The following is a 15,629-nucleotide window of genomic DNA, read 5'->3' as shown; positions in this document are numbered from 1 at the left end:
GTCCGTTCGGGTTGAGCTTGTCGAAACCTGGGCGCATCGGCCCACAGCCGTTCGGGTTGAGCCTGTCGAAACCTGGGCGCATCGGTCCACAGCCGTTCGGGTTGAGCCTGTCGAAACCTGGGCGCTGCTCGCAGGCTCGCTGATGGGCAGCATGCCTTTGTTGAGGGCGGAGGCCGGGAGTCGCCCGGCGTGCGAGTAACTTTCTTTCGCGTCGCCGAAAGAAAGTCACCAAAGAAAGGGCGACCCTACAGCCTGCGTCCCCACTCGCCCTGCGGGCGAGTGGGGCAACCTGCGGTGCTCGGTCGTGGGGTGCGCTGCGGAACTCGCTGCGCGCTGCCGCGCTACGCTCAAACATCCGCAGCGAGTCAGTTCACGATGCGTGTGTCCTTCGGCACACGCTCACCCCACGCCCTGCGCTCCTCGGCGCATCCTGAAGGGATGGGGGGAGAGAACATCCACACGGGCCATCGCTGCGCTCGGCCTGGCGGTCGCGGCGCGAAGCGCCTGCGCGTTCGGGGCCGAGCAACGCGATGGCCCGTGTGGCTGTTCGGCTGTCCACCCCCTGTGGCTGCGCCTGCGGCGGGGCGGTTGCGGGGTGAGCATGCGCGTCGGAGCGCGCATGCCTCGTCATCTAGCTCGCCGTGGCTGTCTGAACGTAGCGCCAACGGCGCGCAGTGAGTTCCACGGCGCACCCCGCAACCGCACCGATGCAGGTTTGCCCCGTAGCGCAGCGAAGGGGTCGCAGACTGGGGGTCGCCTTCTCTTTGGTGACTTTCTCTTGGAGGGTGTAGAAGAAATAAATTATGATCCCATCGTGCCGATTCCACAGGAGCAATACGATGGCAAAGACTGGCCGGCCCCCAGTGATATCTCCTGGGGAGTACGCAGCCCTGCGAGAAGTGGTGCGCGATAACTCGCAGGCGACCCTTCCCGAACTGGCTCTGGCGTGGGGTGAGCGCATGGGCCGCAATGCCCCCAGCACTGTGACCATGCGCGCTGCTTTGAAGGCTGCTGGTTTGCAACGGACACGACCCAAGCAACAGCTCGCTCGCGCCCAGCCCCAACAGTTGGGCACGCGTTACGGCTACACCGCCCAACATCGCCCCGGCAGTTCCTCGGGCATGGCGGGTGCGCTCACCGACGCCGAATGGGCGCTGGCCCAGGACCTGTTCGAGCCAGAGCCAGGCTTGCGCGGAAGGCCCGCAACCTACAGCCGGCGTAGCGTTGTCGAAGCGTGTTGCTATGTGCTGCGTACAGGCTCTTCCTGGCGCAACCTGCCCACCCAGATCTATCCGCCTTGGCAATCGGTGCAGAAGGCATTTGTACGCTGGGCTCGGCAGGGCAAGTTTGAAGCGCTGCACGAGCGCCTGCGCCAGCAGTGGCGCCTACGTGTGGAGCGTGCCGCACAACCGAGCGAAGGCGTGATCGACTCCCAGTCCAACCGTGGCAGCCCTCAAGGCGGAACGCTGGGCTTTGATGCTGGCAAGAAGGTCCGAGGGCGTAAGCGCCACTTGGTGGTGGATACGCTGGGCTTGCTGCTGGCCGTGGTGGTTACCAGTGCCGCTGTACAGGACCGGGCAGCGGCTGGGCAGGCAGTGGCACAGGCATGCGCACGCACGGGCGGCTCGTTGAAGGTTTTGTGGGCCGACAGCGCGTACGCTGGGCAATGTGCTCAAGAGATCGAAAAGGCGCACAGTGTGCGGGTTCAGATCGTGCGCCACAGCGCACGGCACCGTTGGGATGACGCGCAGCAATCGTTGTGGAGCGAAGAGAAACCGGTAGTCATGCCTAAGAAGCGCTGGGTGGTGGAGCGCACCCACGCATGGCTGGAGCGCAACCGAAGGCTTGTGATGCACCATGATCGCAAGCCGTTTTATGCGCAGGCATGGGTATGGCTCGCGCAGTCCAGGATGCTGTTGAGCCGGCTGAAGTAGATTTCTTCTACACCCTCTTGGCGAACCAAGAGAAAGTTACCGCGCCGCCGGGCGCGCACCCCGGCTCCCGCCCTCAACACAGGCACACCTCTCAAACCAGCGAGCTCGCGAGCAGCGCCCAGGTTTCAACAAGCTCAACCCGAAGAGATGGAGTTGCGGACGGGCAAGGTTTCGACAGGCTCAACCCGAACGGGCGTGGATCGATGCGCCCAGGTTTCGACAAGCTCTACCCGACCGGACAGTGATGACGTACAAAAGCTTCGACAGGCTCAGCCCGAACGGCCGGTGAGCGCACACAACGCCTCTCACTCCCCCACCTCCAGCTTCCTCCCATACTGCACCAGACTCGTCTGCTTCAACGCCCTCATCATCACCTTCGCCGCTGGTGACAACAGCCGATCCGTCCGCGTGATGATCCCGAACGCATCCATATGGCAAGGCATCGCCATCGGCAACACCGCCACGATCCCATGCGACGCGTAGTAATGCGCCACATCCGCCCCCACCACCGCCACCATGTCGCTCTGCTGCAGCATCCGCGTCATGAACAACAGGGCCGCTGTCTCCACCACATTCACCGGCGGCGCCAGGCCATCCTGCTGGAACATCAGGTCGAACCGGTGCCGCAGCACACTCCCCGCGGGCGGCACGATCCAGCTGGCCGACAGCACATCGCGCAGCGTCAGCCCGCTCATGCTCGACAACGGGTGCCCCGGCCGGGTGATGGCGCAGACCAGCTCCTCGGTCAGCGGCTCATAGCGCAGGTTGCTCTTGTCGTGCTCTTCATACAGGCGCCCCACCACGATGTCGAGCTTGCCCTGGTCCAGGCGCTCCAGCAGCACCGGGCTGGTTTCGATGTCCAGCGAAATGCGCAGGCTCGGGTGCTCCTGCTTGACCAGCGCCACCGCCGCCGGCAGCAGGCTCAGGCCCGGCGAGGTGATCGCGCCGATGCCCACCTGGCCGTAGTGGCCCCGCTTGAGCGCGCCGATCTCGTCGTGCGCCTGGTTCAGGTTGGCCAGCGCCATGCGCGCGTGGCGGATCATGGTCTCGCCGTACCAGGTGGGGCGCATGCCGCGGGGCAGGCGCTCGAACAGGGGCACCTCCAGCACATCCTCCAGGTCCTTGAGCAGCTTGGACGCTGCAGGCTGCGTCATGCTCAGCACCTGGGCCGCGCGGTGAATGTTGCCCTCCTCGGCCAGCGCCACCAGCAGCAGCAGCTGGCGCGTCTTGAGGCGGGCGCGGATGAACCAGTGGTTGTAGGTACTCATGGGGAGGGGCGCCGCGAGGCGTGGTGGCTGGGGTTTTCCAGAATGCGGTTATCGATATGTATTTTGACGAAAAAATGATTGGATTGATATCAAAATCATCCATAGACTTCGCCGCAACAGTCACAACGGCTCATTAAGACCCCCATGAAGTTCGGCGACATGCAGCAGAACCCCCGGCACCTGATCAACGGCCGCTGGGAAATCGGCACCACCACCGGCGTCAGCACCAACCCATCGGACACCCGCGAAGTGGTGGCCGAATACGCCCGTGCAGACCGCAACCAGACCGAACTGGCCGTACGTGCCGCCGCCGATGCCCTGCCCAGCTGGAGCCAGAGCAACCCGCAGCGCCGCGCCGACGTGCTGGACATGATCGGCAGCGAACTGCTGGCCCGCAAGGAGGCCCTGGGCACGCTGCTGGCCCGCGAAGAAGGCAAGACCCTGCCCGAGGCCATCGCCGAGGTCGCGCGCAGCGGGCAGATCTTCAAGTTCTTCGCTGGCGAGGCACTGCGCATCCAGGGTGAGCTGATGGCGTCCGTGCGCCAGGGCGTGCAGGTGGAGATCACCCGCGAACCCGTGGGCGTGGTGGGCATCATCGCGCCGTGGAACTTTCCGTTCGCCATCCCGGCCTGGAAGATCGCCCCAGCCCTGGCCTACGGCAACACCGTGGTCTTCAAGCCGGCCGAGCTGGTGCCGGCCTGTGGCTGGGCGCTGGCCGAGATCATCAGCCGCAGCGGGTTGCCCGCCGGTGCCTTCAACCTGGTGATGGGCAGCGGCCGCGAGGTCGGCCAGACGATGGTGGACCACCCGCTGGTCAATGCGCTGAGCTTCACGGGGTCGGTTTCCACGGGCGACCGCATCCTGCGCGCGGCCTCGGCACGGCGCGCCAAGGTGCAGCTGGAGATGGGCGGCAAGAACCCGCTGATCGTGCTGGCCGATGCCGACCTGGAGCAGGCCGTGGACTGCGCGCTGCAGGGCTCGTACTTCTCCACCGGCCAGCGCTGCACGGCGTCAAGCCGCCTGATCGTGGAAGCGCGCGTGCACGACGCCTTCGTGGCCCGCCTGCGCGAGCGACTCACGGCCCTCAAGGTCGGCAATGCGCTGGAGCGCGGCATTGAAATGGGCCCGGTGGTGGACAGCACCCAGCTGGACCAGAACCTCAGCTACGTCGATATCGCCCGCACCGAAGGGGCCGAGCATGTGTGGGGCGGCGAGCGCATGGAGCGCGCCACGCCCGGCCACTACATGAGCCCCGCCCTCTTCCTGGCACGGCCCGAGCACCGCATCGCCCGCGAGGAAATCTTCGGCCCCGTGGCCTGCGTGCTGCGCGCCGACGACTACGACCACGCGCTGTCGCTGGCCAACGACACGCCTTACGGCCTGTGCGCGGGCATCTGCACCACATCGCTCAAGCACGCCATGCACTTCAAGCGCAACGCGGCGGTGGGCATGACCATGGTCAACCTGCCCACGGCGGGCGTGGACTTTCACGTGCCCTTCGGCGGGCGCAAGGAGTCGAGCTACGGAGCGCGCGAGCAGGGCCGCTACGCCGCCGAGTTCTACACCACCGTCAAGACCGGCTACATGCTGGCCTGAACGAATCAAACAGAGTCAAGAGAGACGAGAAAAAGACGCACGATCGATCCCGCAACGCTGTCATCAACCAACCATTAAAGAAACCAGGAGACAAATGATGATGAAACTGAACCGCCGCACCCTTGCCATAGCTCTCGCAGCCACCCCCGTGGCCGCGCTGCTGCCTTCGGCCGCCTGGGCACAAAAGCCCATCGTCCTGGGCTTCAGCCAGGTCGGCGCCGAAAGCGAATGGCGCACTGCCAACACCGAATCCATCAAGTCGGCCGCCAAGGAGGCCGGCATCGAACTGAAATTCTCGGACGCCCAGCAAAAGCAGGAGAACCAGATCAAGGCCATCCGCTCGTTCATCGCGCAGAAGGTGGACGTGATCGCTTTCTCGCCCGTGGTCGAGTCCGGCTGGGAGCCCGTGCTGCGCGAAGCCAAGGCCGCGAAGATCCCTGTGGTGCTGACCGACCGCTCCGTCAACGTGAAGGACACCTCGCTGTACGTGACCTTCATGGGCTCGGACTTCGTGGAAGAAGGCCGCAAGGCCGGCCGCTGGCTGGTCGAGAAGATGAAGGACCAAAAGGGCGACGTCAACATCGTCGAGCTGCAGGGCACCGTGGGCTCGGCTCCCGCCATCGACCGCAAGAAGGGCTTTGAGGAAGTCATCAAGGCCGACCCCAAGTTCAAGATCCTGCGCTCGCAGACCGGCGACTTCACCCGCGCCAAGGGCAAGGAAGTGATGGAAGCCTTCCTCAAGGCCGAGGGCAAGAAGATCAACGTGCTGTACGCGCACAACGACGACATGGCCATCGGCGCGATCCAGGCCATCGAAGAGGCCGGCATGAAGCCCGCCAAGGACATCACCATCATCTCCATCGACGCGGTCAAGGGCGCCTTCGAAGCCATGATCGCCGGCAAGCTCAACGTGAGCGTGGAGTGCAGCCCCCTGCTGGGCCCGCAGCTGATGAGCGCGGTCAAGGACATCAAGGCCGGCAAGACGGTGCAAAAGCGCATCGTGACGGAAGAAGGCATCTTCCCGATGGAGGTCGCGGCGAAAGAATTTCCTAACCGCAAGTATTGACCCCCCTGAGCCGCCTGCGGCGTCTTCCCCCTGAGGGGGACGCCACCAGCGCCCGCAAGTGAAACGCAGCGTTCGCTGCGTGGCGGCCCTTGCGCGGTGGCACTGGCCTTTGGCCGCGCCAGTTGCAAAGGCCATGACGCCACTGGCATCCCTCAAAGCAAAAGATTCACAACAGGAGACGACAACAAATGAAGCGTGCAATTTTCAAGGCCGTGCTGGCCACCGTGGCGCTCGCAGCCATCGGCGCCACGTCGGTGGCATCGGCCCAGGACAAGGGCAGCATCGGCATCTCGATGCCCACCAAGTCCTCGTCGCGCTGGATCGCCGACGGCGACAACATGGTCAAGGTACTCAAGGAGCGCGGCTACAAGACCGACCTGCAGTACGCGGACGACGACATCCCCAACCAGCTGGCCCAGATCGAGAACATGATCACCAAGGGCGCCAAGGTGCTGGTGATCGCCTCCATCGACGGCACCACGCTCTCGCGCGTGCTGCAGAACGCAGCGGACAAGGGCGTGAAGGTCATCGCGTACGACCGCCTGATCAAGGGCTCGAAGAACGTGGACTACTACGCCACGTTCGACAACTTCCAGGTCGGCGTGCTGCAGGCCACGTCCATCGTGGACAAGCTGGGCGTCAAGCAAGGCAAGGGCCCGTTCAACATCGAACTCTTCGGCGGTTCGCCCGACGACAACAACGCCTTCTTCTTCTACGACGGCGCGATGAGCGTGCTGCAGCCGTACATCGACAGCGGCAAGCTGGTGGTGCGCAGCAAGCAGACGGGCATGAACAAGGTGGGCACGCTGCGCTGGGACGGCTCGGTCGCCCAGGCGCGCATGGACAACCTGCTGTCGGCCTACTACGGCAAGGACAAGGTGCATGCGGTGCTGTCGCCGTACGACGGCCTGTCCATCGGCATCCTGTCGTCCTTGAAGGGCGTGGGCTACTGCACCACGCAGCAGCCCTGCCCCGTGGTCAGCGGCCAGGACGCCGAGGTGCCTTCGGTCAAGTCCATCCTGAAGGGCGAGCAGTACTCCACCGTGTTCAAGGACACGCGCGAGCTGGCCAAGGTGGCCGCCAACATGGTGGACGCCACGCTGTCGGGCAAGCAGCCCGAGATCAACGACACCAAGACCTACAACAACGGCGTGAAGGTGGTGCCCTCGTACCTGCTCAAGCCGGTGTCGGTCGATGCATCCAACTGGAACGCCATCCTGGTGGGTAGCGGCTACTACAAGGAATCGCAGATCAAGTAGTGCAGAGCGTCTCAAAAAACTCTTCTGGCGTCGTTGCCGGGTCCTGTCGTACTGGCGTACTGCCTGCGACCCAGCGCCTAGCCAGAACCGCTGCGCTGAGTTTTGTGAAACGCTCCACGCCATGCCTCGCTGCCGGGACACCACCCGGCAGCAAGACTTTCAGGGCCCCAGACGGCCCCCTGTACGAGCCTAGTCAGTCCATGCTTCTTGAAATGCGGAACATCCGCAAAACCTTCCCCGGTGTGGTGGCCCTGAACCAGGTGAACCTGCGCGTGAAGGCCGGCGAGATCCACGCCATCGTCGGCGAGAACGGCGCGGGCAAGTCCACGCTGATGAAGGTGCTGTCCGGCGTGTACCCGCACGGCAGCTACAGCGGCGAGATCGTCTACGACGGCGAGGAACGCCAGTTCGGCGGCATCCGCGACAGCGAACACCTGGGCGTGATCATCATCCACCAGGAGCTGGCGCTGGTGCCTTTGCTCTCCATCGCCGAAAACATCTTCCTGGGCAACGAGACCGCGCGCTACGGCGTCATCGACTGGATGGCCGCGCACAGCAAGACGCAGGCGCTGCTGCACAAGGTGGGCCTGCGCGAATCGCCCGAGACGCTGGTCACCCACCTGGGCGTGGGCAAGCAGCAGCTGGTGGAGATCGCCAAGGCGCTGTCGCGCCAGGTGCGCCTGTTGATCCTGGACGAGCCCACCGCCAGCCTGAACGAGAACGACAGCCAGGCGCTGCTGGACCTGCTGCTGGAGCTCAAGGCCCAGGGCATCACCTGCATCCTGATCTCGCACAAGCTCAACGAAATCTCGCGCGTGGCCGACTCCATCACCGTGCTGCGCGACGGCAGCACCGTCGAGACGATGGACTGCGGCGCAGCGCCCGTGAGCGAAGACCGCGTGATCAAGGCCATGGTCGGCCGCGAGATGGCCGACCGCTACCCGCCACGCGAGCCCCGCATCGGCGAGACCGTGTTCGAAGTGCGCGACTGGCACGCCTGGCACCCCCAGCGCCCCGACCGTGCCTTCATCAAGGGCGTGAACCTGCAGGTGCGCAAGGGCGAGATCGTGGGCATTGCCGGCCTGATGGGCGCGGGCCGCACCGAGCTGGCCATGAGCATCTTCGGCCGCTCGTGGGGCGAGCGCATCAGCGGCCAGGTGCTGCTGCACGGCCGGCCCATCGATGTGAGCACCGTGGAAAAGGCCGTGGCCCATGGCCTGGCCTACGTGACCGAAGACCGCAAGGGCAACGGCCTGGTGCTGAGCGAGGACATCCAGTTCAACGTGTCGCTGGCCAACCTGGGCGGCGTGTCCACCGCCACCGTGATCGACGGCGGGCAGGAGCACCGCGTGGCGCAGGACTACCGCGAGAAACTGCGCATCCGCTGCTCGGGCGTGGACCAGAAGACGCTCAACCTGTCGGGCGGCAACCAGCAGAAGGTGGTGCTGAGCAAATGGCTCTTCACCAACCCCGAGGTGCTCATCCTCGACGAGCCCACCCGCGGCATCGACGTGGGCGCCAAGTACGAGATCTACACCCTGATCGCCCAGCTGGCGGCCGAGGGCAAGTGCGTGATCGTGATCTCGTCGGAGATGCCCGAGCTGCTGGGCATCACCGACCGCCTGTACGTGATGAACGAGGGGCGCTTCGTGGCCGAGATGCCGACCGCCGAGGCATCGCAGGAAAAGATCATGCGCGTGATAGTGGCTGCCCCCCCTGAGTCGCTTCGCGCCATCCCCCCCGAGGGGGACGCCGCCCGCGCGGCGGGGCGGCCCTTGCACGGCGGCTCTGGCCTGGGCCGCGCCAGTGCCAGCGCCAATCCCCCCGCATCAGACAGCCACCCGCAGCGCAACGCATAACAACCATGAGCCAGATGACCAATCCCTCCCCCACGGCCTCGGCCGCGCCTGCACCGGGTGCGCCCGCGCGCCCCACCCGTTCGCTGCTGGACCACGCCAAGCACAACCTGCGCGAGTACGGCATGTTGATCACGCTGGTCGCCATCATGGGCTTCTTCCAGTACATGACGGACGGCACGCTGATGCAGCCGCTCAACCTCACCAACCTGGTGCTGCAAAACAGCTACATCGTCATCATGGCGCTGGGCATGCTGCTGGTGATCGTGGCGGGGCACATCGATTTGTCGGTGGGCTCCGTGTGCGGCTTCATCGGCGCGCTGGCTGCGGTGCTGATGGTGCAGTACCAGTGGCACTTCGTGCCCGCCACGCTGGCCTGCCTGGCCTGCGGCGGCCTCATCGGTGCGATGCAGGGCTGGTTCGTGGCGTTCTCGCGGATCCCGTCGTTCATCGTCACGCTGGCGGGCATGCTGGTGTTCAAGGGCCTGGCGCTGGCGCTGCTGGCCGGGCAGTCGGTGGGCCCGTTTCCGGAAGCGTTCCAGATGCTGAGCTCGGGCTTCATGCCCGACCTGTTTAGCATGGAGGGCATCAAGCTCACATCGCTGCTGCTGGGCGTGGCGGTGGCTGCCGCCCTGGTGGTCGCAGGCCTGCGCGCCCGGGCCAACCGGCTGCGCCACGGCGTGCATGTGGAGCCCACCGCGTTCTTCCTGGCGCGCACCGCGGTGTTTGCCGCACTGCTCATCTACTTTAGCTACCTGCTGGCCTCGTACAAGGGCCTGCCCAATGTGCTCATCGTGATGGCGCTGCTGATCGTGCTGTTCGACTTCATCACCAGCCGCACCACCATCGGCCGGCGCATCTACGCCATGGGCGGCAACGAAAAGGCGGCCAAGCTCTCGGGCATCAAGACCGAACGGCTGTCGTTCTACGCCTTCGTCAACATGGGCGTGCTGGCGGCGCTGGCGGGCCTGGTGTTCGCCGCGCGGCTCAACACCGCCACACCCAAGGCGGGCCTCGGCTTCGAGCTGGATGTGATCGCGGCCTGCTTCATCGGCGGTGCGTCTGCCTCGGGCGGTGTGGGCAAGGTGATGGGCGCGGTGATCGGCGCTTTCGTGATGGGCGTGATGAACAACGGCATGTCCATCCTGGGCATCGGCATCGACTACCAGCAGGTCATCAAGGGCGTGGTCCTGCTCGCTGCGGTCTTGGTCGACGTCTACAACAAGAACAAGGCTTGAGCCCCATGGACGCGGTCACCGCTCACATCCCTGCCCCCGTGCTCGAACTCACGGGCATCCACAAGCAGTTCGCGGGCATCCCCGTGCTGCGCGATGTGCAGTTGCGCCTGTACCCCGGCGAGATCCATGCGTTGATGGGGCAGAACGGTGCGGGCAAGTCCACGCTCATCAAGGTGCTGACGGGCGTGATCAAGCCCAGCGGCGGGCAGATGCGGCTGGGGGCCGACGCGGTGTGGCCAGACTCGCCGCTGGCCGCGCAGCGCCTGGGCATCAGCACCGTATACCAGGAGGTCAACCTCTGCCCCAACCTCTCGGTGGCCGAGAACATCTTTGCGGGCCGCTACCCGCGCTGCGGCATCGCGCAGGGCTTTCGCATCGACTGGGCGCAGATGCACCAGCGCTCGCGCGAGCTGGTGGCGCGCATTGGGCTGAACATCGACGTGACGCGCCTGCTGTCGGACTACCCCGTGGCCGTGCAGCAGCTGGTCGCCATTGCGCGCGCGCTGAGCATCGAAGCGCGCGTGCTCATCCTGGACGAGCCCACCTCCAGCCTGGACGACGACGAGGTGCAAAAGCTCTTCGAGGTGCTGCGCCGGCTGCGTAGCGAGGGCCTGTCCATCGTGTTCGTGACGCACTTCCTGAACCAGGTGTATGCCGTGTCGGACCGCATCACCGTGCTGCGCAACGGCACCTGGGTGGGCGAATGGGCCGTCAACGACCTGGGCCCCCAAGCCTTGATCGCCGCCATGCTGGGCCGCGACCTGGCTGCGCAGGCCGCGCAGACATCGCCACCGCCCGTGGCGAATGCGTCGGATACCGCGCTGCTGCAGACCGAAGGCCTGGGGCAGACCGGCCAGTTGCAGCCGCTGGACCTGCAGATCCGCGCGGGCGAAGTGGTGGGTCTGGCGGGCCTGCTGGGCGCGGGCCGCACCGAGCTAGCACGCCTGCTGTTCGGGCTGGAGCAGCCCGACCGCGGCATGCTGCGCATCGACGGCAAGGCGGTGAGCTTTTCCAACCCCATGGATGCCATCCGCCAGGGCCTCGCCCTGTGCCCCGAAGAGCGCAAGACCGACGGCATCGTGGCCGAGCTGTCGGTGCGCGAGAACATCGCCCTGGCGCTGCAGGCGCGCATGGGCGTGGGCAAGTTCCTCTCGCGTGCCGAGCAGACGGCCATTGCCGACCGCTATGTGCAGCTGCTCGGCATCAAGACCGCGAGCGTGGACACCCCCATCGGCCTGCTGTCGGGCGGCAACCAGCAAAAGGCCATCCTCGCGCGCTGGATGGCCATTGAGCCGCGCCTGTTGATCCTGGACGAGCCCACCCGCGGCATCGACGTGGCGGCCAAGCAGGAAATCATGGACCAGATCCTGCGCCTGGCGCAGGCCGGCATGGCCGTGCTGTTCATCTCGTCCGAGATGAGCGAGGTGGTGCGCGTGGCCCACCGCATCGTGGTGCTGCGCGACCGCCGCAAGGTCGGCGAGTTGCCCGCTGGCAGCACCGAAGACGCCGTCTACGAACTGATCGCCGCTGAACAACATGCTTGAAGAACGCAACACCCCCTCTCTTGTCAGCAGGCTGCTGCGCCACCGCCTGGCCTGGCCCATCATCACGCTGCTGCTGTTGCTGGCCGTCAACACGGCCTTCAACGCCAGCTTTCTGCGCATCGAGTGGCGCGACGGGCACCTGTACGGCAGCCTGATCGACATCCTCAACCGCGCGGCGCCGCTGGTGCTGGTGTCGCTGGGCATGACGATGGTCATTGCCACGCGCGGCATCGACATCTCGGTGGGTGCGGTGGTGGCCATTGCCGCCGCCGTGGCGGCCTGGATGATCGGCGGTTCGGTGTCGGGCACCGAGAGCCGCTTTCCGCTGCCCGTGGCCATCCTGGGCGCCATTGGCGTGGCCCTGCTCTGCGGGCTGTGGAACGGCGTGCTCGTGGCGCGCGTGGGCATGCAGCCCATCATCGCCACGCTGATCCTCATGGTGGCGGGCCGGGGCATCGCCCAGCTGATCACCGACGGGCAGATCATCACCATCTACTACACGCCCTACTTCTTCATCGGCGGCGGGTACCTGGCCGGGCTGCCGTTCTCGCTGTTCATCGTGGCAGCCGTGTTTGCCGTGCTGTACCTGGCCGTCACGCGCACGGCGTTGGGCCTGTTCGTGCAGGCGGTGGGCATCAACCCCACGGCGGCGCGGGTGGCGGGCGTGCAGGCGGGCCGCCTGACCGTGGCCGCCTACGTCTTCTGCGGCGTGTGCGCGGGCATCGCGGGCCTGTTGATCAGCTCCAACGTGAAGAGCGCCGACGGCAACAACGCCGGCCAGCTGCTGGAGCTCGATGCCATCCTGGCGGTGACGCTGGGCGGCACCGCCCTGACCGGCGGGCGATTCAGCCTGGTGGGCAGCGTGATCGGCGCGCTCATCATCCAGACGCTGACCTATGCCATCTACTCGCTGGGCGTGCCGCCCGAGGTCAACCTGGTGGTCAAGGCCGTGGTGGTGTTCATCGTGATGCTGCTGCAGTCGCCCGAGTTTCGCGCGCAGGTCGGCGCCATCGCACGCCGACCAGGCGCGGGGGCCCTGTCATGAGCGCCGTTCCGAAGACTGCAGGCTTGAGCACCGTGGCCTCCTCATCCGCGCCCCAGGCCGCCGGCACACGCTCGCGGCTCAACCCCAAGTACCTGCCGCTGGCCGCCACCATCTCGCTCTTCGTGGCCATGGCCACGCTGGGATCGGTGATGTACACCGGGTTCTTCTCGGCCCAGGTGTTCCTCAACCTGCTGATCGACAACGCCTTCCTCATCATCGTGGCGGTGGGCATGACGTTCGTCATCCTGTCGGGCGGCATCGACCTGTCGGTGGGCTCGGTGGTGGCGCTGACCACCATGGTGCTGGCCGCCCTGGTGGAGCACAAGGGCTGGAGCCCGCTGGTGGCCGTTCCGGTGGTGCTGCTGATGGGCACGCTGTTCGGCGCGTTCATGGGCTTTCTCATCGAGCGGTTTCGGCTGCAGCCTTTCATCGTGACGCTGGCGGGCATGTTCCTCGCGCGGGGGCTGTGCTACCTCATCAGCATCGACTCGATCAGCATCACGCACGAGGCGTATTCCGAGATCTCGCAGTGGCGCCTGCCGCTGTGGGAGGGTGCGTCGCTGTCGCTGGGCGCGCTGATTGCCATCGCATTGCTGCTGGCGGCGCTGTTCGTCGCGCACTGCACGCCGTTCGGCCGCGCGGTGTATGCCGTGGGCGGCAGCGAGAACTCCGCCGTGCTGATGGGCCTGCCCGTGCGCGCCACGCTGATCGGGGTGTACACGCTCTCGGGCTTTTGCTCGGCGCTGGCGGGCGTGGTGTTCACGTTCTACATGCTGTCGGGCTACGGCCTGCACGCCGTGGGCATGGAGCTCGACGCCATCGCCGCCGTGGTGATCGGCGGCACGCTGCTCACCGGCGGCGTCGGCTATGTGGTGGGCACGCTGTTCGGCGTGCTGATGCTCGGAATCATCCAGACACTGATCTCGTTCGACGGCACGCTCAGCTCGTGGTGGACGCGCATCGTCGTCGGCGTGCTGCTGTTCGTCTTCTGCCTGCTGCAGCGCCTGCTCACGCGCCGCGCTGCCAAGCGCTCCTGACCTTCTTCCTCATCTTCTCTCTGACCCGCCAACACAATGACCACCACCCCGCGCAAACTCCGCTCCGCCGAATGGTTCGGCACAGCCGACAAGAACGGCTTCATGTACCGCAGCTGGATGAAGAACCAGGGCATTCCGGACCATGAGTTCGACGGCCGGCCGATCATCGGCATCTGCAACACCTGGTCCGAGCTCACGCCCTGCAACGCGCACTTTCGCAAGATCGCCGAGCACGTCAAGCGTGGCATCTACGAGGCGGGCGGCTTTCCGGTCGAGTTCCCGGTGTTCTCCAACGGCGAATCCAACCTGCGCCCCACGGCCATGCTCACGCGCAACCTGGCCAGCATGGACGTGGAAGAAGCCATTCGCGGCAACCCCATCGACGCGGTGGTGCTGCTGGTGGGCTGCGACAAGACCACGCCCGCGCTGCTGATGGGCGCGGCCAGCTGCGACGTGCCGGCCATCGTGGTCACGGGCGGGCCCATGCTCAACGGCAAGCTCGACGGCAAGGACATCGGCTCGGGCACGGCCGTGTGGCGCCTGCACGAATCCCTGAAGGCCGGCGAGATCAACGAGCACCAGTTCTTCGCGGCCGAGGCCGGCATGTCCCGCTCCGCCGGCACCTGCAACACCATGGGCACGGCCAGCACCATGGCCTGCATGGCCGAATCGCTGGGCACATCGCTGCCGCACAACGCGGCCATACCCGCGGTGGACTCGCGCCGCTACGTGCTGGCCCACATGTCGGGCCGCCGCATCGTGGAGATGGCGCACGAAGGGCTCACGCTTTCCAAGATCCTGACGCGCGAAGCGTTCGAGAACGCGATCCGCACCAACGCGGCCATCGGCGGCTCGACCAACGCGGTGATCCACCTGAAGGCCATCGCGGGCCGTATTGGCGTGCAGCTGGACCTGGAGGACTGGACGCGCATCGGCCGCGGCACACCCACGCTGGTGGACCTGCAGCCCTCGGGCCGCTTCCTGATGGAAGAGTTCTACTACGCCGGCGGTCTGCCCGCGGTGCTGCGCAGACTGGGCGAGAACAACCTGCTGCCCCACCCCGACGCACTGACCGTCAACGGCAAGACACTGTGGGACAACGTGCGCGAGGCGCCCCAATACAACGACGAGGTCATCCGCACGATCGACAACCCGCTGATCGCCGACGGCGGCATCTGCATCCTGCGCGGCAACCTGTCGCCGCGTGGCGCGGTGCTGAAACCCTCCGCCGCATCGCCCGAGCTGCTCAAGCACCGCGGCCGCGCCGTGGTGTTCGAGAACCTGGAGCACTACAAGGAGCGCATCGTCGATGAGGACCTGGACATCGATGCCAGCTGCGTGATGGTGATGAAGAACTGCGGCCCCAAGGGCTACCCCGGCATGGCCGAGGTGGGCAACATGGGCCTGCCGCCCAAGCTGCTGCGCCAGGGCGTCAAGGACATGGTGCGCATCTCCGACGCACGCATGAGCGGCACGGCGTACGGCACCGTGGTGCTGCATGTGGCGCCCGAGGCCGCCGCGGGTGGCCCGCTGGCCGCCGTGCGCGATGGCGATTTCATCGAGCTGGACTGCGAACAAGGCCGCCTGCACCTCGATATCAGCGACGAGGAACTGGCCGCGCGCCTGGCCGCATTGGCCAGCACCGACATGGGCGGGCGCGGTGGCTACCAGCGCCTGTATGTGGACCACGTACTGCAGGCCGACGACGGCTGCGACTTCGACTTCCTGGTCGGCTGCCGCGGCTCTGCCGTCCCTCGCCACTCGCACTGATACCAATGGCCCATCC

At 66.1% G+C, this 15,629-nt stretch carries 11 protein-coding genes; 10 read left to right on the top strand and 1 reads right to left on the bottom strand.

What is annotated here, in order from left to right:
- Positions 1-839: 839 nt before the first annotated feature.
- Positions 840-1,934 (top strand): IS5 family transposase, encoded by a 1,095-nt coding sequence (locus ACSQ3N_RS11065; RefSeq protein WP_082516853.1) that lies wholly within the window; start codon positions 840-842, stop codon positions 1,932-1,934.
- Between the two features lie 305 nt (positions 1,935-2,239).
- Here ACSQ3N_RS11065 and ACSQ3N_RS11060 read toward each other — a convergent pair whose 3' ends face one another.
- Entirely contained in the window at positions 2,240-3,202 is a 963-nt protein-coding gene (locus ACSQ3N_RS11060) for a LysR family transcriptional regulator (protein ID WP_056168290.1), read from the bottom strand.
- A gap of 144 nt (positions 3,203-3,346) precedes the next feature.
- Between ACSQ3N_RS11060 and ACSQ3N_RS11055 the strand changes: the two genes are divergently transcribed.
- The 9 genes from ACSQ3N_RS11055 to ACSQ3N_RS11015 all read left to right on the top strand — a co-directional run bounded on the left by ACSQ3N_RS11055 (position 3,347) and on the right by ACSQ3N_RS11015 (position 15,613).
- Positions 3,347-4,798, top strand: a complete 1,452-nt coding sequence (locus tag ACSQ3N_RS11055; RefSeq protein ID WP_436146261.1) for an aldehyde dehydrogenase family protein — start codon at positions 3,347-3,349, stop codon at positions 4,796-4,798.
- 100 nt (positions 4,799-4,898) lie between these two features.
- Positions 4,899-5,864, top strand: a complete 966-nt coding sequence (locus ACSQ3N_RS11050; protein WP_056169251.1) for an ABC transporter substrate-binding protein — start codon at positions 4,899-4,901, stop codon at positions 5,862-5,864.
- A gap of 188 nt (positions 5,865-6,052) precedes the next feature.
- Positions 6,053-7,123, top strand: a complete 1,071-nt coding sequence (chvE, locus tag ACSQ3N_RS11045; protein ID WP_436146260.1) for a multiple monosaccharide ABC transporter substrate-binding protein — start codon at positions 6,053-6,055, stop codon at positions 7,121-7,123.
- Between the two features lie 200 nt (positions 7,124-7,323).
- Entirely contained in the window at positions 7,324-8,982 is a 1,659-nt protein-coding gene (mmsA, locus tag ACSQ3N_RS11040; protein WP_436146259.1) for a multiple monosaccharide ABC transporter ATP-binding protein, read from the top strand.
- Between the two features lie 5 nt (positions 8,983-8,987).
- A complete protein-coding gene (gene mmsB, locus ACSQ3N_RS11035) occupies positions 8,988-10,217 on the top strand; it encodes a multiple monosaccharide ABC transporter permease (RefSeq protein ID WP_436146258.1) in 1,230 nt (409 codons plus the stop codon).
- Positions 10,218-10,222: 5 nt separating this feature from the next.
- Entirely contained in the window at positions 10,223-11,761 is a 1,539-nt protein-coding gene (locus tag ACSQ3N_RS11030; RefSeq protein ID WP_436146257.1) for a sugar ABC transporter ATP-binding protein, read from the top strand.
- Positions 11,754-12,806 (top strand): ABC transporter permease, encoded by a 1,053-nt coding sequence (locus ACSQ3N_RS11025; protein WP_436146256.1) that lies wholly within the window; start codon positions 11,754-11,756, stop codon positions 12,804-12,806. Before ACSQ3N_RS11030 ends, ACSQ3N_RS11025 begins: the two co-directional genes overlap by 8 nt.
- The gene (yjfF, locus tag ACSQ3N_RS11020; protein ID WP_436146255.1) at positions 12,803-13,843 is read left to right on the top strand and encodes a galactofuranose ABC transporter, permease protein YjfF; all 1,041 of its coding nucleotides are present in this window, start codon (positions 12,803-12,805) and stop codon (positions 13,841-13,843) included. The genes ACSQ3N_RS11025 and yjfF overlap by 4 nt, the downstream gene beginning before the upstream one ends.
- Before the next feature lie 36 nt (positions 13,844-13,879).
- A complete protein-coding gene (locus ACSQ3N_RS11015) occupies positions 13,880-15,613 on the top strand; it encodes an IlvD/Edd family dehydratase (RefSeq protein ID WP_436146254.1) in 1,734 nt (577 codons plus the stop codon).
- Positions 15,614-15,629: the final 16 nt, after the last annotated feature.

The sequence above is a fragment of the Acidovorax sp. LjRoot194 genome (assembly GCF_964253015.1).
Classification (GTDB): domain Bacteria; phylum Pseudomonadota; class Gammaproteobacteria; order Burkholderiales; family Burkholderiaceae_C; genus Acidovorax.
The sequence above is the reverse complement of the archived record's forward strand: the minus strand, read 5'-3'. Positions and strand labels throughout refer to the sequence as shown.